This is a genomic window from Citrobacter youngae (assembly GCF_003818115.1).
GTDB lineage: Bacteria > Pseudomonadota > Gammaproteobacteria > Enterobacterales > Enterobacteriaceae > Citrobacter > Citrobacter youngae.
Genome location: NZ_RPOI01000008.1, coordinates 123991 through 139049, shown reverse-complemented (window position 1 = coordinate 139049; position 15059 = coordinate 123991). Strand labels below are relative to the sequence as shown.

Annotated in this window: 13 protein-coding genes and 1 pseudogene; 4 read left to right on the top strand and 10 right to left on the bottom strand. The window is 51.3% G+C overall.

Annotated elements, in window-relative coordinates:
* Positions 1–83 precede the first annotated feature (83 nt).
* Positions 84–842, bottom strand: a complete 759-nt coding sequence (gene pgpB / locus EHN13_RS07555) for a phosphatidylglycerophosphatase B (RefSeq protein WP_124021162.1) — start codon at positions 840–842, stop codon at positions 84–86.
* Between the two features lie 196 nt (positions 843–1038).
* On the opposite strand from pgpB, the gene ribA reads away from it, so the two are divergent.
* Positions 1039–1629 carry a GTP cyclohydrolase II gene (gene ribA, locus EHN13_RS07550; RefSeq protein WP_005126450.1) on the top strand — a complete coding sequence of 197 codons (591 nt, stop codon included), beginning with the start codon at positions 1039–1041 and terminating at the stop codon, positions 1627–1629.
* Positions 1630–1683: 54 nt separating this feature from the next.
* On the opposite strand, the gene acnA is transcribed toward ribA, so the two are convergent.
* The 5 genes and pseudogenes from acnA to topA form a co-directional block, all read right to left on the bottom strand.
* Positions 1684–4359, bottom strand: a complete 2676-nt coding sequence (gene acnA / locus EHN13_RS07545; RefSeq protein WP_101742282.1) for an aconitate hydratase AcnA — start codon at positions 4357–4359, stop codon at positions 1684–1686.
* Between the two features lie 301 nt (positions 4360–4660).
* Positions 4661–4831 (bottom strand): hypothetical protein, encoded by a 171-nt coding sequence (locus tag EHN13_RS24035; protein WP_162873148.1) that lies wholly within the window; start codon positions 4829–4831, stop codon positions 4661–4663.
* 3 nt (positions 4832–4834) lie between these two features.
* Entirely contained in the window at positions 4835–4996 is a 162-nt protein-coding gene (locus EHN13_RS07540; RefSeq protein WP_101742283.1) for a YmiA family putative membrane protein, read from the bottom strand.
* Between the two features lie 290 nt (positions 4997–5286).
* Positions 5287–6261, bottom strand: a pseudogene (gene cysB / locus EHN13_RS07535) (HTH-type transcriptional regulator CysB).
* 208 nt (positions 6262–6469) lie between these two features.
* Entirely contained in the window at positions 6470–9067 is a 2598-nt protein-coding gene (gene topA, locus EHN13_RS07530) for a type I DNA topoisomerase (RefSeq protein WP_124021161.1), read from the bottom strand.
* 398 nt (positions 9068–9465) lie between these two features.
* Here topA and EHN13_RS07525 point away from each other — a divergent pair, with 398 nt between their 5' ends.
* Entirely contained in the window at positions 9466–9717 is a 252-nt protein-coding gene (locus EHN13_RS07525) for a YciN family protein (RefSeq protein WP_003020616.1), read from the top strand.
* A 110-nt stretch (positions 9718–9827) separates the two neighbouring features.
* Here the strand turns inward: EHN13_RS07525 and sohB are convergent, their stop codons facing one another.
* On the bottom strand, positions 9828–10874 hold the full coding sequence (sohB, locus tag EHN13_RS07520) for a protease SohB (RefSeq protein ID WP_124021160.1): 1047 nt from the start codon (positions 10872–10874) through the stop codon (positions 9828–9830).
* A 221-nt stretch (positions 10875–11095) separates the two neighbouring features.
* Between sohB and EHN13_RS07515 the strand changes: the two genes are divergently transcribed.
* Both EHN13_RS07515 and cobO read left to right on the top strand, forming a co-directional pair.
* Positions 11096–11857, top strand: a complete 762-nt coding sequence (locus EHN13_RS07515; RefSeq protein WP_003843987.1) for a YciK family oxidoreductase — start codon at positions 11096–11098, stop codon at positions 11855–11857.
* Complete coding sequence (gene cobO, locus EHN13_RS07510; RefSeq protein ID WP_124021159.1) at positions 11854–12444, top strand: cob(I)yrinic acid a,c-diamide adenosyltransferase; 591 nt, start codon at positions 11854–11856, stop codon at positions 12442–12444. The genes EHN13_RS07515 and cobO overlap by 4 nt, the downstream gene beginning before the upstream one ends.
* 83 nt (positions 12445–12527) lie before the next feature.
* On the opposite strand, the gene rluB is transcribed toward cobO, so the two are convergent.
* From rluB to rnm, 3 genes are all read right to left on the bottom strand, one after another.
* Positions 12528–13403: a 23S rRNA pseudouridine(2605) synthase RluB gene (gene rluB / locus EHN13_RS07505; RefSeq protein ID WP_003020625.1), complete on the bottom strand. Its 876-nt coding sequence runs from the start codon at positions 13401–13403 to the stop codon at positions 12528–12530.
* Between the two features lie 100 nt (positions 13404–13503).
* Positions 13504–14124, bottom strand: coding sequence for an L-threonylcarbamoyladenylate synthase (locus EHN13_RS07500; protein WP_061068009.1), 621 nt, complete (start codon positions 14122–14124; stop codon positions 13504–13506).
* Positions 14121–14999 carry an RNase RNM gene (gene rnm, locus EHN13_RS07495; protein WP_048211492.1) on the bottom strand — a complete coding sequence of 293 codons (879 nt, stop codon included), beginning with the start codon at positions 14997–14999 and terminating at the stop codon, positions 14121–14123. Before rnm ends, EHN13_RS07500 begins: the two co-directional genes overlap by 4 nt.
* Positions 15000–15059: the final 60 nt, after the last annotated feature.

Genomic DNA, 15059 nt, shown 5'->3' with positions numbered 1-15059 from the left:
TTTTCACGACGAGTGCGAAACGGAAAAGCGCCTTACGCTGTATGATTTGAGGGCTAAATTTGAAAAATCAATCACGGTCTGCGTTATTGCTCACGCTGCGCTATTTCCTTTGTCTCCTGGACGGGCGGTGTCAGAGGTCCACATATTCGCTGTGCAAACCATGTTGCCAGCGTTACCAGCAGCCACGATATCAGCGTCGCAACAACCAAATCGCGCGGCCAGTGCATGCCCAGAAGCAAACGACTGCCCATTACGCCGGTCGCCCAGACGAGTAAGAACACAATCGTCAGCGTGCGCCTGCGTGGCCATAACAACCCGACACCCAGTAACGCCCAACTGGCAGCAAACAGGGTATGCCCGGAAGGGAAAGCAAAACCGGTCTCTTTTTGCCAGTGCTTACGTAAAAAAGGCGGAATATCCTGCTGCCCGGACAACTGCTCTTTTACTAAGTGTCCGCGATCTTTACGTTTTAAAGTGTAGAACTCATCTACCGGAACATGGTGCGTTTTTTCCAGCCACAGAACAAATGGCCGGGGCTCCTGCACCCTCTCTTTAACCCAGGATTTCACACCCTGGCCAATTAAGATAGCCGCCGCCAGGATCGCAAATAGCATAAAAGCAGCTTTCAGACGAAATCGCAGACACCACAAAAACCACGCACAGAGAACAACATGGGTGATAATCCCCCAGGGTTGCGTCACCGTTTCAGTTACCCAGTATAAGGATTTTAACCACCAGACATTCTGTCCAGGCTGCCAGCTCCAGCCGGATATCCATACGGAAACCGGCATAATCAGTAACAGTGCTGCGCCTACAGTGGTTCGCTTGGCAATAGACAGCATTGCGTCTCCTTTCGTCGATAAGTCCCACAATCATAACTGAAAAATCCGCACACCGGGGAAATTGACAATTTTGTGCCATTCGGAAATGAATGCGTTGCTGCAATTAGGTGAACACCCTTGCCTTATGGCAAAATAGTGCAATACAGAAGCCAACAGGCGACGGCACGCGCAGTGCCAGCATAATCTGGAGAATTACATGCAGCTTAAACGTGTGGCAGAAGCCAAACTGCCAACCCCCTGGGGTGATTTCCTGATGGTGGGATTTGAAGAACTGGCAACCGGACACGATCATGTCGCACTGGTTTTTGGCGATATTTCAGGCCAGACGCCTGTCCTGGCACGTGTTCATTCCGAATGTCTGACCGGCGATGCGCTGTTCAGTCTGCGTTGTGATTGTGGCTTTCAACTGGAAGCGGCGCTTACGCATATCGCTGAAGAAGGACGCGGTATTCTGCTCTACCATCGTCAGGAAGGACGTAACATCGGCCTGTTGAATAAGATCCGCGCCTATGCGTTGCAGGATCAGGGCTATGACACCGTCGAAGCCAACCATCAGTTAGGCTTTGCGGCGGACGAGCGTGACTTCACCTTGTGTGCTGATATGTTCAAATTATTGGGCGTGGATGAAGTCCGTCTGCTAACCAATAACCCGAAGAAAGTGGAAATTCTGACAGAAGCTGGGATCAATATTGTGGAGCGTGTGCCGCTAATTGTTGGCCGTAACCCGAAGAATGAACACTATCTGGATACCAAAGCCGCTAAGATGGGGCATCTGTTAAGCGAGTGACATTCTCGCTTGCTGACAGTACAAAAAGCCTGCTTTCGCAGGCTTTTTTATAATTTAATTCAACATATTACGAATAACATAGTGCAAAATACCATCGTTTTGGTAATAGGTCAGCTCTGTCGCGGTATCAATACGACAGCGACACGAAATCACCTCTTTTCGCCCATCCGCACGAACCATATTCACCGGGATAGTCGCTCCCGGTTTAATATTTTGTAAGTCCGTAATATCAATGACTTCCTCCCCGGTTAACCCCAGGGTTTTACGTGTAATCCCCTGCGGAAATTCCAGAGGCAGGATCCCCATGCCAATCAGGTTAGAACGGTGGATGCGCTCAAAAGATTCGGCGATTACTACGCGAATACCTAACAAACGCGGGCCTTTCGCCGCCCAGTCCCGACTGGAACCCGAGCCATATTCCTTGCCGGCAACAATCGCCAACGGGGTCTTCTCTTGCTGGTATTGCATAGCGGCGTCATAGATAGCCATCACTTCTGTACCCGGCAAATGACGCGTCATCCCCCCTTCCACACCCGGTACCATTTCGTTACGGATACGGATATTGGCAAACGTGCCACGCATCATTACTTCGTGGTTTCCACGGCGAGAACCGTAGGAGTTAAAATCTTTGCGCTCAACACCGTGGCTTTGCAGATAGCGACCCGCCGGGCTGTCCGGCTTGATGCTCCCCGCAGGAGAAATATGATCGGTGGTGACGGAATCGCCGAGCATCGCCAGGATACGAGCACCATGGATATCCTGTACCGGGTCCGGCTTCGCCTGCATACCATCAAAGAACGGTGATAACCGGATGTAGGTTGAGTCCGACTGCCAGCCATAGGTGTCTGCACGATCAACATTAATCGACTTCCATTCCGGCGTGCCTTCGAACACTTCGGCATACTCTTTATGGAACATCTCGGTAGAGACCTGCTCCACGGCACGGGCAATTTCCTGCGCACTCGGCCAGATATCTTTCAGATAGACAGGATCGCCTTTTCTGTCATGACCCAGCGGGTCTTTCGTCAGATCAATATTCATATTCCCGGCCAGCGCATAAGCCACCACCAGCGGCGGAGAAGCCAGCCAGTTTGTCTTCACCAGCGGGTGGATACGCCCTTCAAAGTTACGGTTACCGGAAAGCACCGCCCCTACCGTCAGATCACCTTTTTTAATCGCCGTTTCAATAGGATCAGGTAACGGGCCAGAGTTGCCGATACAGGTAGTACAGCCATAACCAACAAGGTTAAAACCCAGCTCATCAAGGTACGGCGTCAGTTTTGCCTGCGCCAGGTAATCAGAGACGACTTTTGACCCAGGCGCCAGTGACGCTTTCACCCACGGTTGGCGCTTCAGACCAAGCGTCACTGCTTTTTTCGCCAGCAACCCAGCCGCCATCAGGACGCTGGGGTTGGAGGTGTTGGTACATGACGTGATCGCTGCAATCACCACAGCACCATCCGGTAGCTGATATTGATGACCGCTCATGACATAGTCGACCGGTTGACGATCTTTTTGCGAGCTATTCACTTCAAGTTCATTACTCGCGGCGAATGCTTTCGGCACATCACCCAATGCGACACGATCCTGTGGACGCTTCGGCCCGGCCAGGCTGGCTTCCACAGTGCCCATGTCCAGTTCCAGTGAGCTGGTAAACACAGGTTCATCACCTGGGTTACGCCACATCCCCTGTGCTTTAGCATACGCACCGACTAATTCAACCTGCTCTTCACTACGCCCACTCAGACGCATGTACTCAAGAGTTACCCCGTCAATCGGGAAAAAGCCGCAGGTTGCGCCGTATTCCGGCGACATGTTAGCAATGGTCGCCCGGTCAGCGAGCGGCAGGCTGTCCAGCCCATCACCATAGAACTCAACAAATTTACCGACCACACCGTGTTTACGCAGCATCTGCGTGACGGTCAGTACCAGATCGGTAGCGGTGATCCCTTCGCGAAGTTTACCAACAAGTTTGAAGCCCACGACATCTGGAATCAGCATTGAAACCGGTTGCCCCAGCATGGCGGCCTCAGCTTCAATCCCTCCGACACCCCAGCCCAGCACACCGAGACCATTAATCATCGTAGTATGGGAATCGGTACCGACCAGCGTGTCCGGGTAAGCGATCCACTCGCCGTTTTGCAGTTCACTCCACACCGCTTTACCCAGGTATTCGAGGTTTACCTGGTGGCAAATTCCTGTTCCCGGTGGAACGACACTGAATCGGCTAAACGCCTGCTGCCCCCATTTAAGGAACACATAGCGCTCATGGTTGCGCTCCATTTCCAGTCGAACGTTCTCTTCAAAAGCATCATCGTCACCAAAACGATCAACCGTAACGGAGTGATCAATAACCAGATCAACAGGTGAAAGCGGGTTCACTTTTGCTGTATCCCCGCCAAGGCGTTTAACCGCTTCGCGCATGGCAGCCAGATCGACCACCGCCGGAACGCCGGTAAAGTCCTGCATGAGAACGCGAGCGGGTCGGTAGGCAATTTCGCGCTCGGCATGCGCCGTTTTCAGCCATTGCGCCAGAGCATGAATATCCTCTTCGGTAACAGAGTCACCGTCCTGCCAGCGAAGCAGGTTTTCCAGCAATACTTTTAGTGATTTAGGTAAACGGGTGATATCACCCAGTGATTTGGCAGCCAGGGGCAAACTGTAGTAGCGGTAGGTTTTATCTTTAACCTGCAATGTGTCCTTACTGGCTTCTCGTAGGGTAGACGACATAGCTCCTCCTTAAATGACAGGGTTGGATCCCCTGATTTTCCTCAGGGTTAGTATTAAAGATAACACAAACAAAATGTAACGCTTTGATAACAACTCAAATTGATAAACGAGGAGAACGACAAAAAGGTAACGAGCTATGCAAGTGGCGGGGAATAAGATTAAAGTGCGGTAAATGAACGGACCCGATACATCGATGCAACCGACAATACGCTGTTTAGATGACGTACTGCGATTGCGATGTGATTATTCATACTGAATTCAATAAGCATGTTAATACTTATTATTATAAAAAACGTATTGCTTATTGTTCTTGCTTATCATCTTCAATAAACAGATCAATAAATGCCCGTTGCTCAGGTGAAAGATCCCACGAAGCGGGAATATCCTGCTTTTTTTCTATAACGGTTTCATTCTCTTGCTCATTATTATGATGAGCAGGTGTAACGGTAGACTGCTGTTCCTGTGTGGACATCAATTACCCCCACACTTTCCAGACCAACAGAGCAACCACGATCCAGAACACGGCGGAGCCCAGAAACACGATGAACCATGCTTTACGTTTCATCGCGGGATCTCTGCGCGCAGGCTGGTTTCCAGAAGGCATTGCTAACCTCATACTATCGAAATCACTTATCATTTAGGCACCAAACAATCGGTACAATTAATCATCAGATAAGAGGAATCCTAATAAAAACATCCTGAAAAAGCCAGATAATTTTCGAACCCAGCTTTATAAATAACTTAATTGTTTGATCGGTTATAAATATTTGAAAGGGATTTTGGCAGGGTTACTCATTTGAAACTACTTTGGAGAATATTTTCCATAAATAATATAGGGATAATAGACAAATAAAAAATCATGAGTACATTCAACCGCCCCGCTGGTATGGCTGGAGAACCAGGATACCAACGAGGCAACTTCCGTTATTATTTCTCTGGCAATTTAATATCTTTGAACATAGCTTCAATATCATCGTTGGAACGCAACGCCACCGCCGTATCCACCACATCGCGTGTCAGATGCGGTGCGAAACGCTGAATAAAATCATACATGTAGCTGCGTAAAAACGTGCTGCGACGAAAACCAATTTTAGTGGTGCTGTGACTGAAAATATCATGAGCATCAACACGCACCAGATCCGGATCAGAGATAGGATCTACCGCCATGCTGGCAATCACGCCCACGCCCAGCCCCAGTCGGACATAGGTCTTAATAACATCGGCATCAGTCGCGGTAAAGACAATACGCGGCTCCAGACCCGCACGGTTGAACGCAGTGTCCAACTCCGAGCGTCCGGTAAATCCAAACGTGTAGGTCACCAGCGGATACTGCGCCAGTTCCTCAATGGATACGGAGGCTTTGCCTGCCAACGGATGGTCTGGCGTAACAACAATCGAACGGTTCCAGTGATAGCATGGCAGCATCACCAGATCATCGTACAAATGCAGTGCTTCCGTCGCGATGGCAAAATCAGCATTCCCTTTCGAAACGGCCTCGGCAATTTGCGTCGGCGATCCCTGATGCATATGCAACGAGACGCGAGGATAACGCTCAATAAAACCTTTAATCACGTTGGGCAGCGCGTAACGCGCCTGGGTGTGCGTGGTGGCGATATACAACGAGCCTTTGTCGGGCCAGGTATGTTCACCTGCAACCGACTTAATAGCATCCACTTTAGACAAGACTTCGCGGGCAATACGAATAACTTCCTGCCCTGCCGGAGTCACCTGCGTCAGGTGCTAACCGCTACGGGCAAAAATCTGGATGCCAAGCTCATCTTCCAGCATACGAACTTGCTTACTGATCCCTGGCTGGGAGGTATAGAGTCCTTCGGCCGTTGAGGAGACATTAAGGTTGTGATTTACCACCTCAACGATATAGCGAAGCTGCTGTAATTTCATGTTAAGCCATCCAGAATTATGCCATCAGAACATCGTTTAAAAGCAGACTCACACGCGCTGCTAATACGATTTAATAATAAAAAGCCTGCCAACTATAACCACTATATCATTTATATGTACGCTGTATAGGGATGACAAAAAATAATACGCCAGAAACAAAAAGGGCCGCTTACGCGACCCTTTGAGGAGAAATTCAGCCGGAATGCTGTTATTTCTTCCCTTCTACCCATTTGCCATCAACGAAAAATGCAGACCACCCGGTTGCTTTACCGTCTTTTTCCGCAGCGACATACTGCTGCTTAGTTTTACGGCTAAAGCGAACCATCGACTTATTACCATCGGGGTCCGTCTGCGGCGCATCGGCCAGATAGCGCAGTTTTTCCGGCAGACGATCGCGGAAGCGATACAACTCTTCCACTAACGGCGCACGGGTTTCACGTGATTTCGGGAAGGTGTTCGCAGCCAGGAAAATACCTGCTGCACCATCACGCAACACGAAATACGCGTCCGATTTTTCACACGGCAATTCCGGCAACGGAACAGGATCTTCTTTCGGCGGAGCCACTTCGCCGTTACGCAGGATCTTACGGGTGTTTTTACACTCGTCGTTAGTACATGCCATGTATTTACCGAAACGCCCCATTTTCAGGTGCATTTCAGAACCACATTTCTCGCACTCAACGACAGGACCGTCATAACCCTTAATGCGGAACTCGCCCTCTTCGATTTCGTAACCATCGCAGGTCGGGTTGTTACCACAGACATGCAGCTTACGTTTTGGATCGATGAGATAGCTGTCCATCGCCGTACCACACTTCTGGCAGCGACGTTTCGCGCGCAAAGCGTTCGTTTCCGCATCGTCGCCTTCCAGCACGTTCAATACTTCGTTTTCCGGCACCAGGTTAATGGTGGTTTTGCAACGCTCTTTCGGGGAAAGTGCGTAGCCGGAGCAACCAAGGAAAACGCCGGTGCTGGCGGTACGAATACCCATCTTGCGCCCACATGTCGGACAATCAATGCTGGTCAGCACCATCTGGTTCGGACGCATACCGCCTTCTTCAGGATCTTTCTCGGCTTTATCCAGTTGCTGAGTAAAATCGCTGAAGAAGTTGTCGAGCACACCTTTCCACTCGGCTTCGTGGTTCGCCACCTGGTCAAGGCTGTCTTCCATCTGCGCGGTGAAATCGTAGTTCATCAACTCGCGGAAGTTTTCTTCCAGACGATCGGTGACGATTTCACCCATTTTTTCTGCGTAGAAACGACGGTTCTCCACGCGAACATAACCGCGATCCTGAATCGTAGAAATGATCGACGCATAGGTGGAAGGACGACCAATGCCACGCTTTTCAAGCTCTTTAACCAGCGAAGCTTCACTGAAGCGCGCAGGCGGTTTAGTAAAGTGCTGCGCTGGCGTCAGTTCGATAAGCGTCAGCGTATCGCCTTTGTCCACCGCCGGTAAGATGCGATCTTCATCGCCTTTACGCAACGCCGGCATCACTTTCGTCCAGCCATCGAAGCGCAGAATACGACCGCGCGCCTTCAGACGGAAATCACCCGCACCCACGGTGAGCGTGGTGGAATCATATTTAGCAGGGGTCATCTGACAGGCAACAAACTGGCGCCAGATCAGCTGATACAGTTTTTGCGCATCGGCTTCCATATCTTTCAGCGATTCCGCCTGTACGGCGACATCGGAAGGACGGATAGCTTCGTGCGCTTCCTGCGAGTTCTCTTTGCTGGCGTACTGGTTCGCGCTCTCCGGCAGATATTTTTTACCAAAATTATCGCTGATGTAATCGCGAACCATGGTTACTGCATCCTGGCTCAGGTTGGTTGAGTCAGTACGCATGTAAGTGATGTAACCCGCTTCATACAAGCGCTGCGCCATCATCATGGTTTTCTTCACACCGAAGCCGAGACGCGTGCTCGCAGCCTGCTGTAGCGTGGAGGTAATGAACGGTGCGCCCGGCTTGCTGCTGGTCGGTTTATCTTCACGTTCCAATACGCTATAGCGCGCTTTTTCCAACAGGCTAACAGCGGCAAGCGTTTGTTCCCGATTGACGGGACGGAACGGTTTATCATTTTGATGCGTCACCTCAAGCGGCAACGCGTCGCCGCCCGGCGTGGTCGTGTTAGCATCAATTTCCCAGAACTCTTCTGGAACAAATGCTTTGATTTCGCGTTCACGCTCAACCACCAGACGCACAGCCACAGACTGTACGCGACCGGCAGACAGACCGCGTGCAATTTTTTTCCACAGCAGTGGCGACACCATATAGCCCACAACACGGTCCATAAAGCGGCGCGCCTGTTGCGCATTAACACGATCGATGTTCAACTCGCCCGGTTTTTCAAACGCCTGGCGAATAGCATTTTTGGTAATTTCATTAAACACCACGCGGCTGTAGCGGGTGTCGTCGCCACCGATGACTTCCCGCAGGTGCCATGCAATGGCTTCCCCTTCGCGGTCAAGGTCAGTTGCGAGATAGATGTGGTCGGCTTTTTCAGCCAGTTGCTTCAGTTCAGAAACCACTTTCTCTTTACCAGGCAGCACTTCATAGCGCGCATCCCAGTTGTGCCACGGGTCAACACCCATACGGTTGACGAGAGCGCCACGTTCATCCTTTTTGGGCTTTTTAGCCGTTTTGGTGGAGGTTGAGTCGGCGCTCTTTTTAGTTGCTGAGCCACTGGTCGGCAAATCACGGATATGACCGACGCTGGATTTCACCACGTAGTCATTACCCAGATACTTGTTGATCGTTTTGGCTTTTGCCGGGGACTCAACGATGACAAGAGCTTTACCCATATTCACCTTTACCTAATTTGATTCTTCCAGAATGCGTCGCACGTTGATTCACCTTCCACTGGCGACGAGACATCGATATGGTCTCTGCGTCGGCGGATATCAACCCTTTAAACTGATTCGCGCTTGTAATGTAACTCTCATGTAACTGAGTTAACAGGCTTTTTTTCTCACAAACGCTCTAGCACGACGAAGTATTGGTCGAATGTCAAGCAAATCTGTTGCCAGATTGACGAAAGCGTCACACTGTACCTGATAAAATGCGTTACGCAACTTTATTAGCATGCAAAAACAAATCTCGCCAGTTGTAACACTGTCGTAAAACCTTCATTTATGTCAGGGAATATTTGCCCATAAGGCGGGCTCAGCGTAGACTAATGTCCTTGTTTAAGGAGTAAATCATGCATAAAGACACTCAACCCATCGATCGCGAAACACTGCTGATTGAAGCCAACAAAATCATTCGTGAGCATGAGGACACGCTGGCGGGGATTGTCGCCACCGGCGTTACGCAGCGAAACGGCGTGCTGGTTTTCAGCGGAGATTACTTTTTAGACGAGCAAGGGCTACCAACGCCCAAAAGTACGGCGGTGTTTAATATGTTTAAACACCTGGCGCACGTACTTTCTGAAAAGTATCACTTGATCGATTAACACGAGTAATCATTTGCCGGATGGCGGCATCGCCTTATCCAGCCGATATTGATGCATATTTGTAGGCCGGATAGGAGATATGTGAGCATCGCTATCCGGCAATGACAATTTTACATCAGTGGCTTCTGCCCCCGCTGCCACCAGCGCATCAGCAAACGGTCAGCGCTCTCCGCCGCACTACCGGTAAAACGATCCATCAGCTTTTTACGCTGCAGATAGCGAACGTTCAACACTTCACGACCGTCCATTAGCCCGAGGATCACTTCATCGCTGGTATTGATCTCATCCACCAGCCCATTTGCCAGCGCCTGTTGACCAAACCAGTGTTCACCGGTGGCAACCTGCTCAATGTCCAGAGTCGGACGCATGCGCTGCACAAAATCTTTAAACAGATGATGCGTTTCGTTCAGATCTTCGCGGAATTTCTGCCGCCCTTCTTCCGTGTTTTCACCGAGTAAGGTCAACGTACGCTTATACTGTCCGGCGGTGTGCAGTTCGATATCAATATCTTTCCCTTTCAGGAAGCGGTTAAAGTTTGGGATCTGCGCCACCACGCCAATTGAGCCGACGATAGCAAACGGCGCAGAGACAATTTTATCCGCCACACAGGCCATCATATATCCGCCGCTCGCAGCGACTTTATCTACCGTAACGGTCAGCGGGATCTGCTTATCGCGCAGGCGTTGTAACTGGGACGCAGCCAGGCCATAACCATGTACCACACCGCCCGGGCTTTCCAGACGAACCACCACCTGATCCTGAGGTTTAACAACCGCCAGCACCGCCGTCACCTCTTCGCGTAATGCGCTGATCTCATGGGCATCCATACTGCCTTTAAAATCAAGCACCCATACACGAGGTTTATCTGATGACGTACTGTCACCCAGTTTCGCTTTTGCCTTAGCCGCTTTCGCCTCCAGCTTTTGTTTCTTTTTCTGTGCCTTGTGCCAGAGCTTTTGCTGATGCCCGTCTAACAGGGCCAGCGAAAGGTCTTCCTTCATCTCTTTATATTGATCGCTGAGGTTAATAACCCGCAATTCCCCACGCTGACGTTTGCGTTGTGTCGCGTTTACGATCAGCATCACCACCACTGCAATAGCCACCACGACAGTGACAATTTTTGCCAAAAACAGCCCATATTCAGACAACAATTCCACGAGACCCACCTTGGTTAAACAACGCGACTTCCGCTCAGTGTACAACAGGCGTGTCACCTCGTCTTGCTTCATACATCCAGTGCTGAATCAGTAAAAAGCATGACAAAGCGTTCATTTTGCGGTGTTATTGCCTTTGGCTGATTGAAAAAGTACAGGGTTTAAGGCATAAAGCCCAAAAGTTATCGCGAACGAGATATCCAGGACGTCGCCGAGGAGTAGCCGTGCATTACCAACCTAAACAAGACCTTCTACAGGGCCGCATTATTCTTATCACCGGTGCCAGCGATGGTATCGGACGCGAAGCCGCGCAGACCTATGCACGCTATGGCGCGACCGTTATCCTGCTTGGGCGTAACGAAGAAAAACTGCGTCAGGTTGCCCGCACTATCGCCGATGAAAACGGAACACAACCACAGTGGTTTACGCTGGATCTACTGACCTGTACCTCTGAAGAATGTCACCAGCTTGCGCAGCGCATTGCTGCACATTTCCCGCGTCTGGATGGCGTACTGCATAACGCCGGATTACTCGGCGATATTTGTCCAATGAGTGAACAAAACCCGCAGGTCTGGCAGGATGTGATGCAGGTAAATGTAAATGCCACTTTTATGCTGACTCAGGCATTGCTGCCGTTGTTACTCAAATCCGATGCCGGATCGCTGGTCTTTACCTCTTCCAGTGTCGGTCGCCAGGGACGCGCCAATTGGGGAGCATATGCCACCTCAAAATTTGCGACCGAAGGGATGATGCAGGTTCTGGCTGATGAGTATCAAAACCGTCATCTGCGCGTAAACTGTATCAATCCTGGTGGCACGAGAACTGGCATGCGAGCCAGCGCATTCCCAACGGAAGATCCGCAAAAATTGAAAACTCCCGCCGATATTATGCCGCTCTACCTGTGGCTGATGGGCGATGACAGCCGCCGTAAAACCGGTATGACTTTTGATGCCCAGCCGGGCCGTAAACCAGGAATTGCCCAATGAGTGAAGAACGCTATCAGCAGCGCCAGCAGCGCGTAAAAGACCGGGTTGACGCGCGTGTTGCGGCCGCCAGGGACGAGCGCGGAATTATCATCGTTTTTACCGGTAATGGTAAAGGTAAAACTACAGCAGCGTTCGGTACAGCGACTCGCGCAGTGGGCCACGGCAAAAAAGTCGGTGTAGTGCAGTTCATTAAAGGTACATGGCCAAACGGCGAAAGAAACCTGCTCGAACCTCATGGTGTAGAATTTCAGGTGATGGCGACCGGGTTTACCTGGGAAACGCAGAACCGCGAGTCTGACACCGCAGCCTGTATGGCCGTGTGGGAACACGGCAAGCGAATGTTGACCGATCCTGAGCTGGATATGGTTGTGCTGGATGAACTGACGTATATGGTGGCCTACGACTACCTACCGCTTGAAGAGGTGATCAACGCCTTAAACGCGCGCCCAGCCCAGCAGACGGTCATTATTACTGGTCGAGGATGCCATCGCGATATTCTGGAGTTAGCCGACACGGTCAGCGAGTTGCGTCCGGTCAAGCATGCTTTTGAGGCGGGCATTAAAGCCCAAATGGGGATTGATTACTAACAGCAGGCCGGATAAGGCGCTTGCGCCGCATCCGGCTCCACGCTAACGCCTGATGGCGCTTTGCTTATCAGGCCTGGTAATGATTAACCGTTGTTGCTGCGTCCGCCCGGGCGACGGCTGCTGCCGACCTGAGAGTGACGTTTCACCGCACGACGGATCTGATTCGCCTTCATGCGACGACGATCTTTCTCGACGGCCACTTTAGAGGTCGTTTCCGGCTTCAGCTCCACCAGTTCACGCAGATAGTTGGTCTGAGCAAGATCAAGCTCTGTCCAGCCACCACGCGGCAAGCCTTTCGGCAGCGGGATATCACCGTAACGGACACGGATCAGACGGCTTACCTGCACACCTACAGCTTCCCACAGGCGACGAACCTCGCGGTTGCGGCCTTCAGTCAGCGTGACGTTATACCACTGGTTAATCCCTTCACCACCGCTGAACTTGATCGTTTTAAACGCAGCCGGACCATCTTCCAACTGTACGCCACGGCTCAGATCACGCAGTTTAGCATCGTCAACCTGACCGAATACTCGCACCGCGTACTCGCGTTCAACTTCACGGCTCGGGTGCATCAGACGGTTCGCCAGTTCACCATCAGTAGTAAACAGCAGCAGACCACAGGTGTTCACGTCCAGACGACCTACGGCAATCCAGCGCGCGTCGCGCAGTTTTGGCAGGCGATCAAATACGGTCGGACGACCTTCCGGGTCGTTACGGGTACACAGTTCGCCTTCTGGCTTGTAATAAGCCAGAACGCGGCAGATTTGTTCTGCAGATTCTTTCACCGAAATCAGATGACCGTCGATACGGATTTTCAGACCCGGCGTCACTTCAACGCGATCGCCGAGCGTGGCAATTTTGCCATCAACGCTCACGCGACCCGCGGCAATTATGGATTCAATTTCACGGCGAGAACCGTGGCCAGCACGCGCCAGCACTTTTTGTAACTTTTCGCTCATAGAGCTTCCTTTAGGTGTCGCCTTCACAGGCGTCGAACAGGAGAATCAACGGCGCCAGTCAGCGCCATTTTAAGGCCGCGTAGTATAGCGGTTCGCGCCCTTATAAGAAAGGTTTAACGTCACCAACACCTTCGCGCAATACCACCGGGGAATCGTCGGTTAAATCGATGACCGTGGTCGGCTGTTGGCCAAGATATCCACCATGGATAATCAAATCCACCTGTTTCTCCAGACGGTCTTTAATTTCTTCCGGATCTGACTCAGTAAAATCACTGCCCGGCAGCATCAGTGATGTGGAGAGCATCGGCTCGCCCAGCGCTTCAAGCAGCGCCAGTGCAATTGGGTTCGAGGGTACACGAAGGCCGATAGTCTTACGTTTTTCCTGCAACAAGCGGCGCGGAACCTCTTTCGTCCCCTTCAGGATGAAGGTGTAATTGCCCGGCGTGTTGTTTTTAATTAATCGGAAGGCCACGTTGTCGACAAACGAATAGGTCGACAATTCGGACAGGTCACGGCACATCAGCGTAAAGTTGTGCCCGTCCGGCAGGTGACGGATGCGGCAAATGCGCTCCATTGCACCTTTATCTTCAATTTTACACCCCAACGCATAGCCGGAATCGGTTGGATAGACAATCACCCCACCTTTCCGCACGATATCAACGGCCTGGTTGATCAGTCGCTGCTGCGGGTTTTCGGGATGAATATAAAAAAACTGGCTCATACTTTCCTCTCTGTGGTCTCGGGCTGCTCCCAAAGTTGCCAGACGCCTTCCACGCCTGCGGGCAACCAGAGTTTACGCCCCAGTTCAATCCATGGGCAGGGTAGATGAAAATCAGACCCTTGCGATGCCCACAGTTGATGCTGACGCGCAAGCGTCGCCAGATGGGTGCGTTCATTGGGAGACTGCTGGCACTGTGCCACCTCCATCGCGTCACCGCGGTGCTCAGCAAAATGCGCAACCAGTCTTTTCAGCCACTTAGCGCTAAGATCGTACCGACCTGGATGAGCCAGAACTGCCTTACCGCCAGAATGATGAATGACATCAATAGCTTGTTCTATTGTACACCACTGTGGCGGAACGTAACCGGTTTTCCCACGAGCAAGATATTTTTTAAAGACATCCGCCATGGTTGTGGCTTTGCCACATTCCACCAGGAAACGCGCAAAATGCCCCCGCGTAACCGCCCCGCCATCAGCCAGTCGTAGAGCCCCTTCCCATGCGCCGGGAATGTGCGCTTTGTCGAGCCGTTCAGCAATCAGGCGCGCACGCTGCTGACGACGTTCCGTCTGTTGCGCCAGAAAGTCGCACATCACTGGATGCGCGATATCAATGTTCAGACCCACTATATGGATCTCATGGTTTTCCCAGACCGTTGATATCTCAACGCCAGAGATCAAATTTAACGCTAAACCTGAACGTGAAATTTCTTCTCTTGCCGCCGCAATGCCCGCCGTGGTGTCATGATCTGTGATCGCCAGTGTACCGACTCGCATCTCTACCGCACGGTGTACTAAGGCTTCTGGCGTTAATCGCCCATCAGAAGCAGTAGTATGGCTGTGCAGGTCATAAATCACTGCGTAATTCGTGTCGCTCAAGGCGGCTCCCGTTTCAATAAATGTCGTAACACGCCCATCATAACGGTTTCGACAAATATA